The 16,021-nt window shown below is 59.9% G+C and carries 18 protein-coding genes; 13 read left to right on the top strand and 5 right to left on the bottom strand.

Going from position 1 to position 16,021, the window contains the following annotated elements:
• Positions 1-28 precede the first annotated feature (28 nt).
• Complete coding sequence (gene icd, locus RMO95_RS03315) at positions 29-1,258, bottom strand: NADP-dependent isocitrate dehydrogenase (RefSeq protein ID WP_310449170.1); 1,230 nt, start codon at positions 1,256-1,258, stop codon at positions 29-31.
• A gap of 167 nt (positions 1,259-1,425) precedes the next feature.
• Here icd and aceK point away from each other — a divergent pair, with 167 nt between their 5' ends.
• The 4 genes from aceK (at position 1,426) to RMO95_RS03295 (ending at position 4,735) form a co-directional block, all read left to right on the top strand.
• Positions 1,426-3,198 carry a bifunctional isocitrate dehydrogenase kinase/phosphatase gene (gene aceK / locus RMO95_RS03310; RefSeq protein ID WP_310449169.1) on the top strand — a complete coding sequence of 591 codons (1,773 nt, stop codon included), beginning with the start codon at positions 1,426-1,428 and terminating at the stop codon, positions 3,196-3,198.
• The gene (locus RMO95_RS03305; protein ID WP_310449168.1) at positions 3,195-3,839 is read left to right on the top strand and encodes a pseudouridine synthase; all 645 of its coding nucleotides are present in this window, start codon (positions 3,195-3,197) and stop codon (positions 3,837-3,839) included. The genes aceK and RMO95_RS03305 overlap by 4 nt, the downstream gene beginning before the upstream one ends.
• On the top strand, positions 3,836-4,099 hold the full coding sequence (locus tag RMO95_RS03300) for a hypothetical protein (protein WP_310449167.1): 264 nt from the start codon (positions 3,836-3,838) through the stop codon (positions 4,097-4,099). Before RMO95_RS03305 ends, RMO95_RS03300 begins: the two co-directional genes overlap by 4 nt.
• A gap of 207 nt (positions 4,100-4,306) precedes the next feature.
• Positions 4,307-4,735, top strand: coding sequence for a DUF192 domain-containing protein (locus tag RMO95_RS03295; protein ID WP_310449166.1), 429 nt, complete (start codon positions 4,307-4,309; stop codon positions 4,733-4,735).
• Positions 4,736-4,765: 30 nt separating this feature from the next.
• On the opposite strand, the gene RMO95_RS03290 is transcribed toward RMO95_RS03295, so the two are convergent.
• The 3 genes from RMO95_RS03290 to xseA all read right to left on the bottom strand — a co-directional run bounded on the left by RMO95_RS03290 (position 4,766) and on the right by xseA (position 7,045).
• Positions 4,766-4,966: a SlyX family protein gene (locus RMO95_RS03290; protein ID WP_310449165.1), complete on the bottom strand. Its 201-nt coding sequence runs from the start codon at positions 4,964-4,966 to the stop codon at positions 4,766-4,768.
• An 84-nt stretch (positions 4,967-5,050) separates the two neighbouring features.
• Positions 5,051-5,635: a superoxide dismutase gene (locus RMO95_RS03285; protein ID WP_310449164.1), complete on the bottom strand. Its 585-nt coding sequence runs from the start codon at positions 5,633-5,635 to the stop codon at positions 5,051-5,053.
• An 81-nt stretch (positions 5,636-5,716) separates the two neighbouring features.
• Positions 5,717-7,045 carry an exodeoxyribonuclease VII large subunit gene (xseA, locus tag RMO95_RS03280; RefSeq protein ID WP_310449163.1) on the bottom strand — a complete coding sequence of 443 codons (1,329 nt, stop codon included), beginning with the start codon at positions 7,043-7,045 and terminating at the stop codon, positions 5,717-5,719.
• 376 nt (positions 7,046-7,421) lie between these two features.
• Between xseA and RMO95_RS03275 the strand changes: the two genes are divergently transcribed.
• From RMO95_RS03275 to RMO95_RS03245, 7 genes are all read left to right on the top strand, one after another.
• A complete protein-coding gene (locus tag RMO95_RS03275) occupies positions 7,422-8,027 on the top strand; it encodes a MotA/TolQ/ExbB proton channel family protein (protein WP_310449162.1) in 606 nt (201 codons plus the stop codon).
• A 10-nt stretch (positions 8,028-8,037) separates the two neighbouring features.
• Complete coding sequence (locus RMO95_RS03270; protein ID WP_310449161.1) at positions 8,038-8,457, top strand: biopolymer transporter ExbD; 420 nt, start codon at positions 8,038-8,040, stop codon at positions 8,455-8,457.
• Entirely contained in the window at positions 8,432-9,460 is a 1,029-nt protein-coding gene (gene lpxK, locus RMO95_RS03265) for a tetraacyldisaccharide 4'-kinase (RefSeq protein WP_310449160.1), read from the top strand. The genes RMO95_RS03270 and lpxK overlap by 26 nt, the downstream gene beginning before the upstream one ends.
• Positions 9,441-9,617 (top strand): Trm112 family protein, encoded by a 177-nt coding sequence (locus tag RMO95_RS03260; protein ID WP_310449159.1) that lies wholly within the window; start codon positions 9,441-9,443, stop codon positions 9,615-9,617. Before lpxK ends, RMO95_RS03260 begins: the two co-directional genes overlap by 20 nt.
• Complete coding sequence (gene kdsB / locus RMO95_RS03255; protein ID WP_310449158.1) at positions 9,617-10,390, top strand: 3-deoxy-manno-octulosonate cytidylyltransferase; 774 nt, start codon at positions 9,617-9,619, stop codon at positions 10,388-10,390. Before RMO95_RS03260 ends, kdsB begins: the two co-directional genes overlap by 1 nt.
• Before the next feature lie 71 nt (positions 10,391-10,461).
• Positions 10,462-11,115, top strand: a complete 654-nt coding sequence (adk, locus tag RMO95_RS03250) for an adenylate kinase (RefSeq protein ID WP_310449157.1) — start codon at positions 10,462-10,464, stop codon at positions 11,113-11,115.
• A 49-nt stretch (positions 11,116-11,164) separates the two neighbouring features.
• Complete coding sequence (locus RMO95_RS03245) at positions 11,165-12,274, top strand: ATP-dependent 6-phosphofructokinase (protein WP_310449156.1); 1,110 nt, start codon at positions 11,165-11,167, stop codon at positions 12,272-12,274.
• Between the two features lie 58 nt (positions 12,275-12,332).
• On the opposite strand, the gene RMO95_RS03240 is transcribed toward RMO95_RS03245, so the two are convergent.
• Complete coding sequence (locus tag RMO95_RS03240; protein WP_310449155.1) at positions 12,333-13,553, bottom strand: 6-phosphofructokinase; 1,221 nt, start codon at positions 13,551-13,553, stop codon at positions 12,333-12,335.
• A gap of 78 nt (positions 13,554-13,631) precedes the next feature.
• On the opposite strand from RMO95_RS03240, the gene RMO95_RS03235 reads away from it, so the two are divergent.
• Both RMO95_RS03235 and RMO95_RS03230 read left to right on the top strand, forming a co-directional pair.
• Complete coding sequence (locus RMO95_RS03235) at positions 13,632-13,841, top strand: hypothetical protein (protein WP_310449154.1); 210 nt, start codon at positions 13,632-13,634, stop codon at positions 13,839-13,841.
• Positions 13,842-13,927: 86 nt separating this feature from the next.
• Positions 13,928-16,021: a sodium-translocating pyrophosphatase gene (locus RMO95_RS03230; protein ID WP_310449153.1), complete on the top strand. Its 2,094-nt coding sequence runs from the start codon at positions 13,928-13,930 to the stop codon at positions 16,019-16,021.

Here is a 16,021-nt window from a genome sequence, read left to right as displayed (position 1 = left end):
TTTTTTATTACAGATGGCGGATCGTTAATTACATGCGATCAATCATTGCCTGGCCAAATGCCGAGCACTTCACTTCCTTGGCACCTTCCATCAGGCGGGCGAAATCGTAGGTCACGACCTTGTCGCCGATGGCAGCTTCCATTGACTTGATGATGAGGTCCGCCGCTTCGGTCCAGCCCATGTGGCGCAGCATCATTTCGGCCGAGAGGATCAGCGAACCCGGATTTACGTAATCCTTACCGGCATATTTCGGCGCCGTGCCGTGGGTCGCTTCGAAGCAGGCGTAGAGATCCGAAATGTTGGCACCCGGGGCAATCCCGATACCCCCAACCTGGGCTGCCAGAGCATCGGAAATGTAGTCGCCGTTCAGGTTGAGTGTGGCGATCACGTCATACTCCGCCGGGCGCAACAGAATCTGCTGCAGGAAGGCATCGGCAATGGCGTCTTTGATGACGATGCCGTTGGGCAGCTTCAGCCACGGGCCGCCGTCGATTTCCACGCCGCCAAATTCGTTTTTCGCCAGGGCATAGGCCCAGTCGCGGAACCCGCCCTCGGTGTACTTCATGATGTTGCCCTTATGCACAATCGTGACCGACTTGCGCTTGTTGGCGATTGCGTAGTTCACGGCGGCCCGCATCAGGCGTTCGGTGCCTTCGCGCGAAACCGGTTTGATGCCGATGCCCGAAGTATTGGGAAAACGAATCTTCGTTACTCCCATTTCTTCCTGCAGGAATTTAATGAGCTTTTTTGCGGGCGCAGATTCGGCCTGCCATTCGATGCCGCAATAGATGTCCTCGGTGTTCTCGCGGTAGATCACCATGTCGGTCTTGCTCGGATCCTTCAGCGGCGAGGGGATGCCTCTGAAATAGCGCACCGGGCGCACGCACTGGTATAAATCCATCTCCTGGCGCAAGGCAACATTGAGCGAACGGATGCCGCCGCCGACCGGAGTGGTTAGAGGTCCCTTGATGGAGACCGAGTAGTCCTTGCATGCGGTGATCGTCTCCGCCGGCAGCCAGACATCCGGCCCATATAGCCGGGTGGCCTTTTCTCCGGCATAAACTTCCATCCATGAAATCTTGCGCTTGCCACCATATGATTTCAGGACCGCAGCGTCCACGACTTTCTGCATGACCGGGGTGATGTCAACGCCAATGCCATCGCCCTCGATGAAAGGAATGATGGGATTGTCGGGGGTCGGCTGCCCGGGAACAATTTTCTGGCCTTGTGCGGGAACCTTGATTAGGGAAGTGCTCATGCCTGCTCCGTTATTAATGGTGTGTTGAGAATCGAGAGGGATGCGGGATATATCAATTTTTATTATGCTCCAAAAAGCTGGCCTCCTCCAGCCATCGTTGCGCAAGGAAAGCCGCTGCGGGGCGCACTGTTAGAATCGCCACGATCAAGCCTAACCAAATTCGCACCATGTTCGCTGGCTCATCCGATGACCTGATTTCCGAATCCATTGCCAACGTGCTGGTCGATGGCTTCAACAAGCACTATCGGCTGTTCCATGCGAGTTCGGCACTGGCCAAGCAGCGCTTTGATCAGGCGCGCTGGCAGGAAGGTCAGCAGGCCGTCAGGGATCGCATCCAGTTCTACGACGATCGCGTCCGGGAGACAACCGAGCGACTGCGTCGTGACTTGACTGCGGATAGCCTGAGCGACAGCGTCTGGCAACAGGCGAAGCTTCAGTTCATCGGTTTGCTGACGAACCACAAGCAGCCTGAACTGGCCGAGACTTTCTTCAACTCGGTGTTCTGCCAGATTTTTCACCGTACCTACTTCCACAACGATTTCATTTTTGTGCGACCGGCGGTTTCTACCGAGTACATTGAGTCCGATCCACCCACCTACCGCTGTTACTACCCAAATGAATCTGGCTTTCGCCAGTCGATCCGCCAGGTTTTCGTCGATTTCGGCTGGGCACGGGAATTCGACGACCTGGACCGCGACGTGGATTTCATTTTGCGCAGCATCGAGTCCCATCTTGGTACGGTTCCCGCGCGTGAAGCCAACCTGCAGATTCAGGTACTCAACTCGGCCTTCTATCGCAACAAGGGTGCCTATGTGATCGGCAAGGCCGTCAACGGGGCTCTTGAGTATCCGTTCACGGTTCCGGTGCTGCATACGCCGGACGGCAAGCTCTACCTCGATACAGTCATCCTCGACGCATGGCGGATTGCGGTGCTGTTTTCATTGTCGCGGGCTTATTTCATGGTCGACATGGAAGTTCCTTCCGGCTATGTCCAGTTTCTGCGTTCGATCATGCCCAACAAGCCGCGCTCGGAGCTCTACACCATGCTCGGACTGGGCAAGCAGGGCAAGACCATGTTCTTCCGCGACCTGATATTTCATCTGCATCATTCGGCGGATCAGTTCATCGTTGCGCCAGGTATTCGCGGCCTGGTCATGCTGGTATTTACTCTGCCGTCCTATCCCTACGTGTTCAAGGTCATCAAGGACGTCTTCGGCAGCTCGAAGGAAGTCGATCACGACACGGTGCGGCGCAAGTACCAGTTGGTCAAGCAGGTGGATCGCGTCGGCCGCATGGCGGACACGCTGGAGTTTTCCAATGTGGCGTTGCCGCGCAAGCGCTTTTCACAAGAACTGATCGATGAGTTGAACAAGGAAGTGCCGTCGCTGATGGAAGAGGATGGTGACGATCTGATCATCAGGCATTTGTATATCGAGCGCCGCATGGAGCCGCTCAATCTATACCTCGAGAAAGCGGAGAAGACGGGTCGCGCCGACCAGGTGGAGGAAGCGGTGCGCGAGTATGGCAATGCCATTCGCGAGCTTGCCATTGCCAATATTTTCCCGGGCGACATGCTGTGGAAGAATTTCGGCGTCACGCGCTATGGCCGCGTGGTCTTTTATGACTATGACGAGATTGAGTACATGACGGACTGCAAGTTCCGGCGCATACCGCCGCCGCCGAACTTTGAAGCCGAAATGTCCGGAGAGGTTTGGTATTCGGTGTCACGCCAGGATGTTTTCCCCGAGGAATTCCAGACTTTTTTGCTGGTATCGGACAAGATACGGGAGGCCTTCATGCGCCATCACCCGGATCTGTTTGACGTGGTGTTCTGGCAGAAAACCCAGGAGCAGATACGCAGGGGGGCGATGCAGGACTTCTTCCCCTATCCCGAATCCCAACGTTTTTGCAACGTCTTTGGCAACGGTTGCTTGGCTTGAGCCGTCTCATTCTCTTCAACAAGCCCTATGGGGTGCTGACCCAGTTTACCGATGCCCAAGGGCGGCCCACGCTGGCTGATTATCTGCCCATCCCCAAGGTTTATGCCGCCGGCCGCCTCGATGTCGATTCTGAGGGTTTGGTCGTATTGACCGACGATGGCGCATTGCAGGCGCGGATTGCCGATCCGCGGCACAAGTTGGCAAAGCAGTATCGGGTGCAGGTGGAAGGCATCCCCACCGATGCGGCCTTGCAGCAACTCGCGGCAGGCGTAGACCTCGGTGATTTCCGCACGCGACCATGTCAGGTGCGTCGCATAGCCGAGCCGGAGGACCTCTGGGAAAGGACGCCGCCGATCCGCTATCGTGCGGCAATTCCTGCCACATGGTTGGAATTGGTCTTGCGTGAGGGGAAAAACCGTCAAGTCCGACGAATGACGGCCCGCGTCGGGTTTCCGACACTCCGGCTGATTCGTTGGGCCGTGGGTGAGTGGACCTTGGCGGGGCTTGCGCCGGGACAATGGCGTGAATTCGAGGTCGCAGGTCAACCCGTTGTAAGGCCCCGCGTTAATGGACCTGACGCCGCGAGTTTCCGCGGTGTTAAAAGAATCCCACCTACAAACAAACGAAAGGTAACACCATGACCAAGCTCCTCGCGACCCTGTTTGCCGGCCTGATTGCCACCGCCGCTTTCGCCGCCGACGCACCGAAGGCTGCTACTCCGGCGACTCCGGCGACTCCGGCTGCACCGGCTGCCAAGGCTGCCGCCACTCCGGCTACCCCCGCCACCCCGGCCGCCCCGGCCGCCAAGGCTGACGCGCCGAAGGCTGATGCCGCTCCGGCCAAGGCTGAAAAGAAGGCCAAGAAGGCCAAGAAGGCCAAGAAAGCTGAAGCCGCCAAGTAATTTCCGCAGTCCGGGATAAAAAATGGCAGGTTCCCCCTGCCATTTTTTTGTCTATTGATCCGGGGTTGTCGATTAATCTGCCGATTCGCTGAAAGTTTAAGTCCAGCGCCACGGCCGGAGTTGGCTTTTCACACCTGGTCGGGGTGTACAGCGGTCCCGCGGCAGTGAGCTTGTCGAAGGAGGTTCAAGATGTTGTCGAGAACAGTGTTGCTGGCGCTGTCGCTGATCGTTCCGATGCCGGGATGGGCTCAGCAGGCGCAACTGCCCTTGCTCGAATTGTTTGCCGGAATGCACCGGATCGAAGCGGAAGTCGCCGCGACACCCGAGAGTCGTCAGACCGGAATGATGTTGCGCACGGTCATGGCGCCTCAACGCGGGATGTTGTTCGTGTTTCCAGAGGCCGCAAACCAGTGCATGTGGATGCGCAACACGCTGCTGCCGCTGTCGGTGGTTTTCCTTGACGAAAAAGGCAAGATCATCAACGTCGAGGACATGCAGCCCAAGACGGACGCCAACCATTGTTCCGCCAAGCCTGCGCGCTATGCCCTGGAAATGAATCTCGGTTGGTTCAGGAGTCGTGGTCTGGGTGCCGGGTTTTCGATCACCGGGATTGAAAAAGCGCCTGCCGGCCGCTGAAGGGCCGTCGCTTTTCGGCGTGACGCTCAATCAATAGTGCGGCGGAATATCGTCGCGCGGATTCCGCGGTTCACTGGGCGCTCCAGGTTGCATCAACTGGTACAACTCACGGATCTGCGCCTGAAGCAGATCGATCTGCTGCTGCTGGCGAAACACCGTGCGGTTGATCTCTTCAAGGTGATCTTCGTTGAGGCCGAGCTTTATTTCGAGTTCCGTGATCCTGGATTCCATGCCGATTCCTCAGTGTTCAAATGGAAAAGGGCGCCGCGCGGCGCCCTTCCCTGATGTCGGCTCAGCCGTGCAGAGCCGTCTTGCTCAGGCGAAATTCCTTGCCGCAAATTCCCAGTTTGCCAGGGAATTGAGGAAGGTCTCGACAAACTTGGGCCGGGCATTGCGGTAGTCGATGTAGTAGGCATGTTCCCACACGTCGATGGTCAGCAGCGCCTTGTTTTCGCTGGTCAGCGGCGTGCCGGCGCCCGAAGTATTGACGATATCCACCGAGCCATCGGGCTTCTGCACCAGCCAAGTCCAGCCTGAGCCGAAATTGCCTACGGCGGAGGTTTGAAAGGCCTTCTTGAACTCGTCGAAACCGCCCCATTTCTTGTTGATCGCATCAGCCAGGGCGCCGCTCGGCGTGCCGCCACCACCAACTTTCATGCTGTTCCAGAAGAAGCTGTGGTTCCAGACCTGGGCGGAATTGTTGAATATGCCACCGGCCGGTGCTTTTTTGACAATGGCTTCAAGGTCCAGGTTCTCGTACTCGGTGCCCTTGATCAGGTTGTTGAGGTTGGTCGCATAAGCTTGGTGGTGCTTGCCGTAATGGTATTCGAAGGTTTCCTTCGAAATGTGCGGCGCCAGAGCATCCATCGCATACGGCAGGGGGGGGAGGGTATGTTCCATTTTGGTTCTCCTGTTGCAGTTGGGTATGAGGCAGTAAAGTTGACTATTATAGTCAAGAATAATTCATATGGCAAATGACCGCTAGTCGCAAACCGTTCTGACGATAGTCGCTTCGGCTTCGCCCCGCGCCAGATGAAGGCTCACGGCTTGGCCCGTCTGCAGACGGGCAACATCGGTGACCAGGTTGCCGTTGGCATCGCGAACGATGGAAAAGCCGCGGGCCAGAATTGCTTCCGGATTGAGGTGCGCAAGTGCCGCCGCAAAGTTTTCGAGGGCATTCGTCCGGTTCTGCTGCTGTTTGTGCACAGCGGTGCGCAGACGCTGCGCCAGCAGTCCAAGTTGTCCGCTGCGTCGTTCGGTGCGCGGGATGTTGCGACCCAGGGCGAGAGCCGCACGGTTCAGTCGCTCCCAATGCCGGCGCAATCCGCGCGCCAGGGAAGCATCGAGCTGCGAGCCAAGCAGGGCGATGCGGTCACGCGCTTGCGACAGGCGTGTCGCCGGATGCATCAGGCGCAGCGAGAGGTGATCCAGTCCCTGCTGCTGTCGGGCAATACGGTACTGCATGGACCGCGTCAGGGCGGTTCCCAGGGCTGCAATTTCGCCAGCCGCTTCATACCATCCTTGCGTGGCCAGTTCGGCGGCCGCGGTCGGGGTTGCGGCACGCAGGTCGGCGACGAAATCGGCGATGGTGGCATCGGTTTCATGACCGACGCCGCTGATCGTCGGCAGCGGACTGGCGGCAATCGCCCGGGCGACGATCTCTTCATTGAAGGCCCAAAGGTCTTCAATGCTGCCGCCGCCGCGGACGATCAGCAGCAGGTCGCATTCATTGCGCCGACCAGCCACCGCTATCGCCTTGGCGATTTCTCCGGCGGCACTGTCGCCTTGTACCAGGGTCGGATAAAGGATCGCCGTGAGATGCGGGGCGCGCCGCGTCAATGCCGCCAGCACGTCGCGCAAGGCGGCGGCGCGCGGCGAACTGACAATTCCTATACGTCGCGGGAAACGCGGCAGGACGCGCTTGCGCTCGGGCCCAAACAGGCCTTCGCCTTCCAGTCGCGCCTTGAGGCGGGCGAAGGCCTCGAACAGACGGCCGAGTCCGGCACGACGCAGCGTCTCGATATTCAGTTGAAAGTCGCCCCGTGCTTCATACAGCGACACCAGGGCGCGCGCCTCGACCTGCAGGCCGTTTTCCAGTTTCCATGGAATCGACTGGGCGCGCGAGCGGAACATCACGCAGCGTGCCTGTGCCGCTTCATCCTTGAGCGAGAAGTAGACGTGGCCCGAGGCGGCACGGGTCAGATTGGAAATTTCTCCCGCCACCCACAGCAGCGGAAACTCCCTTTCGAGGGCCTGGCGCGCAAGCCGGTTGAGTTCGCTGATGGTGACGACAGTTGCTGGATCGAGCATGGGCTGGCTGAAGGCCTCGAGTAGAGGAAAAAATTCTACAGCATCCGCCGAGGGCAGCATCCCTGCGGCAAGGCCCGGGAGCCATGCTGTCGCGGGTGGTGGCATCTAACTATATGTTTAATAGTTAAACTTTTAATGTTCGAAAATTGCTCCGACGAGCCCAAGCCCTTGCGGCTGGCCGGTTCGGCGAGTTTCGCACATGGTGATCCACAAGCTTATCCACAGATTTTGTGGATAAGCTTGTGGAGTCAGGCACCGGCCTGGAGGGCGTCAACCTGCGGCGACAAAGGTGTTGGCGGCCGGTATCCAGTTTGTATTGCCGAATCGGCCTACTCGGGCTAAAGTTCGCGCTTTCCCGCTCACCGGAGTTGCCCCCGTGTTTTCCATCATTCAGGCCGCCGGCTGGCCCATCTGGCCGCTGTTGCTGGCGTCCATCATCGCTGTCGCACTGATCATCGAGCGCGCCACGGCACTGCGTCGCCCCAAGATCGTTCCCGCCGGACTGCTGCAAAGCGCAGTGGCCGACTACCGTCAAAGCGGAATATCCGACGCTGCGCTGGCGCGCCTCGAAGCCCATTCCCCGCTGGGCCGAGTGCTTGCGGCCGGCATGCGCAATGCCAGGAGTTCGCGCGAGATCATGAAGGAGGCGATCGAAGAAGCGGGGCGTGGAGTGGCTCATGAACTTGAACGCTTCCTCACCACGCTGGGCACCATTGCCTCGATTGCGCCGCTGATGGGCTTGTTCGGCACCGTAGTCGGCATGATCGAGATTTTCGGCTCGCCGACGTCGTCGGGCAACAATCCGCAGGCGCTGGCTCACGGTATTTCGGTGGCGCTCTACAACACCGGTTTCGGTCTGATCATCGCCATTCCGAGCATGATCTTTTATCGCCACTTCCGGGCACAGGTCGACGGTTTCCTGGTCGAGATGGAGCAGGAAGCGGTGAAGCTGGTCGAGGTCTTGCACGGCGAGCGCAGGTAGGGGCAGGGCGATGAACTTCCAGCGAGGACGGCAGCGCGAAGAACTCGAGATCAATCTGATCCCGATGATAGACGTGCTGCTGGTGATCCTGATTTTTCTCATGATCAGCACCACCTATTCAAAATTTTCCGGGTTGGAAATCAATCTTCCGACGGCGGACGCCACCCAGAACAAGGAACAGCCGAACGAAATCAATGTGGTGGTCACCGCAGCCGGCGAGATCATGGTGAATCGCGCCCCGATCGAGGGGCGCGACATCCAGTCGATTGCCAATGCGATGAAGCGACTGACAGAAGGCGGCAAGGAACCGGTGGTGATCATCAACGCCGACGCCAAGGCTGCCCATCAAAGCGTCATCGACGTCATGCAGGCCGCCCAGCAGGCCGGCTTGTCGCACATTTCCTTTGCCACGCAGCAGGCGCAACGCTGACGCCGGCGGACTTGCCGCCGTCTGGCGGCAACGTGGCCCGCTGGCCTGCCTGCTGTATCCCTTTTCGCTGCTGTTCCTCGCCCTCGTCGCCTTGCGCCGCGCGCTTTATCGCAGCGGCTTGCTGCAGGGCGAAGGCCTGCCGGTGCCGGTGGTGATAGTCGGCAACATCACCGTGGGCGGCAGCGGCAAGACACCGCTGGTCATCCATCTGGCGTCGCAATTGCGCGCGCTCGGGCGGCATCCGGGTATTGTCAGTCGCGGCTATCGAAGCGACGCCACGCAGGCAATGGAAGTGACAGCCGGCAGCGATCCCGCCGCCGTCGGTGACGAACCATTGCTGCTGGCGCGCAGTGCCGGCTGTCCGGTATTTGTCGGCCGGGACCGACCGGCAGCGGCGCGCGCCCTGCTCGCGGCACACCCGCAATGCGATGTGATTCTTGCCGATGACGGCCTGCAGCACTATCGCCTGAAGCGCGACGTCGAGATTGCGGTATTCGATGAACGAGGAATCATGAATGGCTGGTGCCTGCCGGCCGGGCCTCTGCGGGAGCCCGTCGCACGTCTGGCCGAGGTCGATGCCGTGGTGCAGAACGGCAACGCCGTGTCGCCAGCGCCAACTCTTGGTCGCCCCATATTCGCGATGCGCTTGCTGGGCCGGCACTTTCACCGTCTCGACGACTCGCGGATAACCTGCGGGCCGGCCGATCTGGCAGGCCGAAAATTGCACGCGGTAGCCGGCATCGGCGCGCCGCAACGCTTTTTTGGTCACCTGCACGAGATGGGATTGGTGTTCGCCGGGCATTCCTTCGCCGATCACCACGATTACTGTGCCGGCGATCTCGTGTTTGCCGGCGACGCCATTCTGACGACGGAAAAGGATGCCGTAAAATTGAGCCGCCTTTCCTTGTCGCTGCCGGTTTGGGTGTTGCCCGTAACGGCAGACGTAAGCCCCGACCTTGCCGCATTTGTTCTGGAGAAACTCAATGGACACCCGTCTGCTTGAAATCCTCGTTTGTCCCGTTTGCAAGGGGCCGCTGGAGAACCGCAAGGCCGCCGCTGAACTGGTTTGCAAGGGCTGCAAGCTGGCCTATCCGGTCAAGGACGGCATTCCGGTGATGTTGGAAGACGAGGCACGTCAGTTGGCTCCTGAAGAATACTGATGACCGTTCGCGTCGTCATTCCGGCGCGCTACGCTTCGACGCGTCTGCCGGGAAAGCCTTTGGCCGATATCGCCGGCCAGCCGATGATTGTTCGCGTGGCGGCTGCTGCGCGGCGCGCACGGGTGGATGGCGTATGGATCGCCACCGATGACGAGCGGATTGTCGCAGCCGTTGGCCGGCATGGCTTCGATGCCGTGATGACGCGGGCGGATCACATCAGCGGCACCGATCGCATCGCCGAAGTGGCCGATCGATTGCAGTGGAATGACGCCGACATCGTGGTGAATGTTCAGGGCGATGAGCCTTTGCTCGATCCAGCCTTGATCGAGGCCGTGGCCGTGGCTTTGCGCGACGACCCCGAAGCGGCGATGGCGACCGTCTCCCATCCCCTGACGGCAGCCGCCGATTTCTTCAATCCCAACGTGGTCAAGGTCGTCTGCGATGCGCGCGGCCGCGCGCTGTACTTCAGCCGCGCTCCCATACCCTGGGATCGTGACCGCTTTGCAGCCGGGCCTGGCGAGTTGCCCGCGGACCTTCCGGCGCAGCGCCACATCGGCCTTTATGCGTATCGGGTGAGCTTCCTGCGGCGTTTCGGACAACTTGCCGCCTCGCCGCTTGAGCGCTGCGAGTCACTGGAGCAGCTGCGCGCGCTTTGGCATGGTTATCGGATCCAGGTCGTCAGCGTCGATCATGCGCCGGCGCCGGGCGTCGATACCGTCGAAGACCTCGAACGCGTGCGCCGGCTGTTTGACGCCGGCATCGATTCGGAGTAAGTTTTGGCTTGCTCGAAAAAGTAAAAAGCACTTTTAAATCATGAAGATAAACTAAATTTTGGGAGGTAGTTATGAAATTGATTCTGTTGGGTGCCCCTGGCGCCGGCAAGGGGACTCAGGCAGCATTCATTTGCGAAAAATATGGAATTCCGCAGATATCGACGGGCGACATGTTGCGTTCGGCAGTCAAGGCCGGGAGCCCGATGGGTCTGGCGGCAAAAAAGGTCATGGATGCCGGCGGCCTGGTGTCCGACGACATCATTCTCGGACTGATCGCCGAGCGCCTGAAGCAGCCCGATTGCGCCAAGGGTTTCCTGTTCGACGGATTTCCGCGGACCATTCCCCAGGCTGAAGCCTTGCGCGCCCAAGGCATTGCGCTCGACTATGTACTTGAGATCGACGTCGGCGATGATGAAATAATCAAGCGCATGAGCGGTCGTCGCGTGCACCCCGGTTCCGGGCGCACATATCACGTGGTGTTCAATCCGCCGAAGGTCGAAGGCAAGGATGACCTTACGGGCGAAGCGCTGATCCAGCGCGACGATGACAAGGAAGAAACAGTCAGGAAACGCCTCTCCGTGTATCACAGCCAAACCAAGCCGCTGGTGGATTACTATTCGAAGTGGTCCGCCACAGGAGCCGAGGGCGCGCCCAGGCATAGCAAAGTTGCCGGTGTTGGCTCGCTTGATTCGATCAAGAGTGCCGTGTTCACCGCGCTGAGCTGACGATATCTGATGGAATAGGCGCCCGGCTCATTTTTGCGTAGGAGGTTTCATGTCCAGTCACATCCGTCGCATAGCCGTGTGCACCGGGGGTGGCGACGCCCCCGGACTCAATGCCGTCATACGGGCCGTGGTGATCGCCGCCGCCAATCGGGGCTGGGAATGCTACGGTATCCGTGACGGTTTCAACGGCATTCTCTTTCCCGAACGCTACCCGGACGGCGGCGTGTCCCGCCTCACCCGCGAAAAGGTGCGCGGGATAGGGCATCTGGGCGGCACCATCCTCGGTACGACGAACAAGGGCAACCCGCTGCATTTCCCCATGAAAATGCCTGACGGCACGACCAAGGACATGGATCTTTCAGGGGAGATTCTCGAGTACTTTGCGCGCAAGGAAATCGATGCGCTGGTTTCCATCGGCGGCGACGGTTCGCTCACCATCGCCAACGCCCTGCATCAGAAGGGGTTGCGCGTCGTCGGTGTGCCCAAGACTATCGACAACGATCTGGACAAGACCTTCACCACCTTCGGCTTCGACACGGCCGTGGCGTTTGCTACCGAGTGCCTGGACCGCTTGCACAGTACCGCGGAAAGCCATCAGCGGGTGATGGTGGTCGAGGTCATGGGTCGTTATGCAGGCTGGATCGCGCTGCATGCGGGCATTTCCGGCAGCGCTCACGCCATCCTGATCCCGGAGATTCCCTTCGATATCGACAAGGTCGCCGCCAAGATCCGCGCTCGCGATGCCGAGGGCAGAATGTATTCACTGGTGTTGGTAGCCGAAGGGGCCGAGCCCATCCATGGGCACAGGGAAGTATTGGCCCCGGCGGAGATCGGTCATGCCGAGCGACTCGGTGGTGTCGGCGAACAAGTCGCGCGGGTACTCGGCGACCGCACCGGCAAGGATGTCCGGGTGGTGGTGCTGGGCCATTTGCTGCGCGGCGGCAGTCCCACTTCCTTCGATCGCCTCGCCGCCATGCGCTTTGGCACTGCCGCGGTTCGAGCGCTGGAGGAAGGACAGTCCGGCATCATGGTGGCGCTCGGATTCCCCAACGTGAATTATGTCGCGCTGGAGGAAGTCGCCGGTCGCATGAAGGCGGTCCCGCCCGACAGCGACACCCTGCAGACCGGCCGGGACCTGGGCATCGCCTTCGGCGATTGATCCGGGACATACAGCCCGGATCAATCGGTGCGAATCAGTCGCCGGTTTGGCGACCGGCTTATTTCCCGGTATTCAGGATTTTTTCGACCTTGTTGAGCCGCAGCCGGTAGGCGTCCGGCATGCCGGAACCGAGCAAGGGGCGCAGGTAAAGACGGAAAGCGTCGGTCACGTCGGTACCGTTGGCGGCGATGAATTCATCTTCCATCACGCGCGTTTTTCCGGCCACGCTTTCCAGCGGGACCAACTGGTAATCGACGGAGTAAAAGCCGGTGCGCTTGATCGCGACCGATCCGTCACGATCGCCCCACATGGCGTATTGCACGGCCTTTTCGCCGACTTCGCGCGCCTCGCGCTGATCGACATCCGAAACACAGCCCATGAATGACCGCTGCAGATAGCCGAAGGTGTCGCCGCGCACGCGCTTGATGCCAAGCTTGTTCTTGATCTCGTCGCACAGCAGGTCGGCAAGCGCCCCGGTACCGGAAAGCTGGATATTGCCATGGGCATCCCGCTCCACCTGGCTGCTTAGCTGGGTGATGATGGGTGTGCCCTGGTTGTCATGGATGCCTTCGGATGCGGCAATCACGCAGCGGCCGTACTTGTCGTAGGTGGCTTTGACGTCCGTCAGGAATTTTTCGACGCTGAAGACGCGCTCCGGCAGATAGATCAGGTGCGGGCCGTCATCGGGAAATTTCTTTCCCAGTGCCGACGCGGCAGTGAGAAAACCGGCATGCCGCCCCATCACCACCGCCAGATAGACGCCGGTGAGCGCGGCGTTATCCAGATTGGCTCCCATGAACGCCTGGGCGACAAAGCGCGCCGCCGACGGAAAGCCCGGCGTGTGGTCGTTGCCGACCAGGTCGTTGTCGATGGTCTTTGGAATGTGGATGCAGCGCAAAGCATAGTTGGCGCGGCGCGCTTCCTCGCTGACGATGCGCACTGTGTCCGAGGAGTCGTTGCCGCCGATATAGAAGAAGTAACCTATGCCATGCGCCTTGAGGACCTTGAATATCTCCTGGCAATACTTCAGGTCAGGCTTGTCGCGGGTCGAACCGAGCGCCGAAGACGGCGTATTGGCCACCATTTCAATGTTGTGGCTGGTTTCCTGGGTGAGGTCGAGGAACTCCTCATTGACGATGCCGGACACTCCGTGATACGCACCATAGACCAGTTCGACATTGCGGAACTTGCGGGCTTCGAGAACGACGCCGGCCATCGACTGGTTGATGACTGCGGTCGGTCCTCCTCCCTGAGCAACTAACACCTTACCCTGCGGCATGATCTGGCTTTCCTTTCGTTTGAACAGACTGGATTGAGAATCCGGAATGCGAGCGAATATGAATTCAGCATCGAGCACATGCAGGCGGCGAACCTGCAATTCGATATCTACTATATCCGGCATTATGCGCAGTCGGTATCCATCAACCCGATTTGGCCATCAACAGATTTTGGCATCTGCGATCGACGTTTGCGCATACTGGCGGAAACAGACAAGTCGTCCCGACATACGACGCAACATTCCACCCCCGGCAGCGCCGAAGAATCGATGAAGTTTGAAGCGGTATAAGTTGCCGTGCCTGCGGCAACATCCTTAGGATCGCATGATAAACTTATGCGTTTGGTTCATTACTTTAATCAATCAGGGGAGATTTTATGTCAGCAGGACTGATATTTGCGCTGGTCTGTGCCGTGGCGGCAATCGCTTACGGCTGGATCATGAGCCAGTGGATTCTGGCCCAACCGGCGGGCAACGACCGCATGAAGGAAATTTCCGCGGCAATTCAGGAAGGCGCCCAAGCTTATCTGAATCGCCAATACACCACGATCAGCATCGTCGGCGTGGTGCTCGCGATAGCCATCTGGATATTCCTCGGTACCACTACCGCCGTCGGCTTCATCATCGGTGCCGTGCTGTCGGGCGCAGCCGGTTACATCGGCATGAACGTTTCGGTACGCGCCAACGTGCGCACTGCCGAAGCGGCGCGCATCGGCCTCAATGAGGCGCTCAACGTCGCCTTCAAGGGCGGCGCGATCACCGGCATGCTGGTGGTCGGTCTCGGCCTGCTGGGTGTTGCCGGTTACTACGCCGTGCTGAAAACGCTGGGCGGCACCGGCGCCAGGATGGAAGACATCATTCATCCGCTGGTCGGCCTCGGTTTCGGTTCCTCCCTGATTTCGATCTTCGCCCGTCTTGGCGGCGGCATCTTCACCAAGGGCGCCGACGTCGGTGCCGACCTGGTGGGCAAGGTCGAAGCCGGCATTCCCGAGGATGATCCGCGCAACCCGGCCGTGATCGCCGACAACGTCGGCGACAACGTCGGCGACTGCGCCGGCATGGCGGCCGACTTGTTCGAGACCTACGCGGTGACGACAGTGGCGACGATGCTGTTGGGCGTGCTGCTGTTGAAGGTAAATCCTGTCTTTGCCGAACAAGCCGTCATCTATCCGCTGGCTCTCGGCGGCTTCTCGATCATCGCCTCGATCATCGGCGTGATGTTCGTCAAGGCTTCGCCGGGCGGCAAGATCATGAACGCCCTGTACCGCGGCCTGATTGTTGCCGGTGTGCTGGCGCTAATCGCCTTCTACCCGATGACGACCCAACTGATCGACGATCACCTTCTGGATAGCATACTTGGGATCAGCGGCGGCTCGCATATGCGCCTCTACGGTGCGGCGGTGATCGGCTTGGTGCTTACCGGGTTGATGGTCTATATCACCGAGTACTACACCGGCACCGAGTTCGCGCCGGTGCAGCACGTGGCGCAGGCCTCCACCACCGGCCATGGCACCAACATCATCGCCGGTCTCGGCGTCTCGATGAAGTCTACTGCGTGGCCGGTGCTTTCCGTCTGTGCCGCCATCTGGGCTTCCTACACCATGGGCGGTTTGTACGGCATCGCGATCGCTGCCACCTCCATGCTGTCGATGGCCGGCATCGTTGTCGCGCTCGACGCTTACGGCCCGATCACCGACAACGCCGGTGGTATTGCCGAAATGGCCGAACTACCGGCTTCCGTGCGCGCCATTACGGATCCGCTCGACGCGGTAGGCAACACCACCAAGGCGGTAACCAAAGGCTATGCCATCGGTTCCGCGGGTCTTGCCGCGCTGGTGCTGTTCGCCGACTTCACGCATGGGCTGGAATCGCTCAAGCCCGGCGTCAAGTTCGCCTTCGACCTGTCCGATCCGGCCGTCATCATCGGCCTGTTCATCGGCGGCATGGTGCCTTACCTGTTTGCCGCGATGGGCATGGAAGCGGTCGGTCGTGCCGCCGGCGCCATCGTTGTCGAGGTGCGCCGCCAGTTCAAGGAGATCAAGGGCATCATGGAAGGCACGGCCAAGCCCGAATACGGCACCTGCGTCGACATGCTGACCAAGGCTGCCATCAAGGAAATGATGATCCCGTCGCTGCTGCCGGTGCTGGTTCCGGTGGTTGTGGCCTTCGGCATGAATGCGCTGATGGGCCCCGGTGCCGGTGTGCGGGCGCTGGGCGGGGTGCTGATGGGCACCATCGTGACCGGCATCTTCGTCGCGATCTCGATGACCACCGGCGGTGGTTGCTGGGATAACGCCAAGAAGTACATCGAAGACGGCCACTACGGCGGCAAGGGTTCCGAAGCGCACAAGGCTGCGGTGACCGGCGACACAGTGGGCGATCCGTACAAGGATACGGCGGGTCCGGCGGTGAATCCGCTGATCAAGATCATCAACATCGTGGCTCTGCTGATCCTGCCGCTGGTGGTGTGA

It is taken from the genome of Sulfuritalea sp., assembly GCF_031426875.1.
In the GTDB taxonomy this organism is placed as follows: Bacteria; Pseudomonadota; Gammaproteobacteria; order Burkholderiales; family Rhodocyclaceae; genus Sulfuritalea.
Note: the sequence above shows the minus strand (reverse complement) of the source record. Positions and strands in the feature narration are given on the sequence as shown.

Coding starts and splice junctions, on each gene's coding strand:
- icd (WP_310449170.1), bottom strand. CDS start 1,258: ATGAGCACTTCCCTAATCAAGGTTCCCGCACAAGGCCAGAAAATTGTT.
- RMO95_RS03290 (WP_310449165.1), bottom strand. CDS start 4,966: ATGGAATCCAGGATCACGGAACTCGAAATAAAGCTCGGCCTCAACGAA.
- aceK (WP_310449169.1), top strand. CDS start 1,426: ATGTTCGCTGGCTCATCCGATGACCTGATTTCCGAATCCATTGCCAAC.
- RMO95_RS03230 (WP_310449153.1), top strand. CDS start 13,928: ATGTCAGCAGGACTGATATTTGCGCTGGTCTGTGCCGTGGCGGCAATC.
- RMO95_RS03270 (WP_310449161.1), top strand. CDS start 8,038: ATGAACTTCCAGCGAGGACGGCAGCGCGAAGAACTCGAGATCAATCTG.
- kdsB (WP_310449158.1), top strand. CDS start 9,617: ATGACCGTTCGCGTCGTCATTCCGGCGCGCTACGCTTCGACGCGTCTG.
- xseA (WP_310449163.1), bottom strand. CDS start 7,045: ATGCTCGATCCAGCAACTGTCGTCACCATCAGCGAACTCAACCGGCTT.
- RMO95_RS03240 (WP_310449155.1), bottom strand. CDS start 13,553: ATGCCGCAGGGTAAGGTGTTAGTTGCTCAGGGAGGAGGACCGACCGCA.
- RMO95_RS03260 (WP_310449159.1), top strand. CDS start 9,441: ATGGACACCCGTCTGCTTGAAATCCTCGTTTGTCCCGTTTGCAAGGGG.
- RMO95_RS03235 (WP_310449154.1), top strand. CDS start 13,632: ATGCAGGCGGCGAACCTGCAATTCGATATCTACTATATCCGGCATTAT.
- adk (WP_310449157.1), top strand. CDS start 10,462: ATGAAATTGATTCTGTTGGGTGCCCCTGGCGCCGGCAAGGGGACTCAG.
- RMO95_RS03285 (WP_310449164.1), bottom strand. CDS start 5,635: ATGGAACATACCCTCCCCCCCCTGCCGTATGCGATGGATGCTCTGGCG.
- RMO95_RS03300 (WP_310449167.1), top strand. CDS start 3,836: ATGACCAAGCTCCTCGCGACCCTGTTTGCCGGCCTGATTGCCACCGCC.
- RMO95_RS03245 (WP_310449156.1), top strand. CDS start 11,165: ATGTCCAGTCACATCCGTCGCATAGCCGTGTGCACCGGGGGTGGCGAC.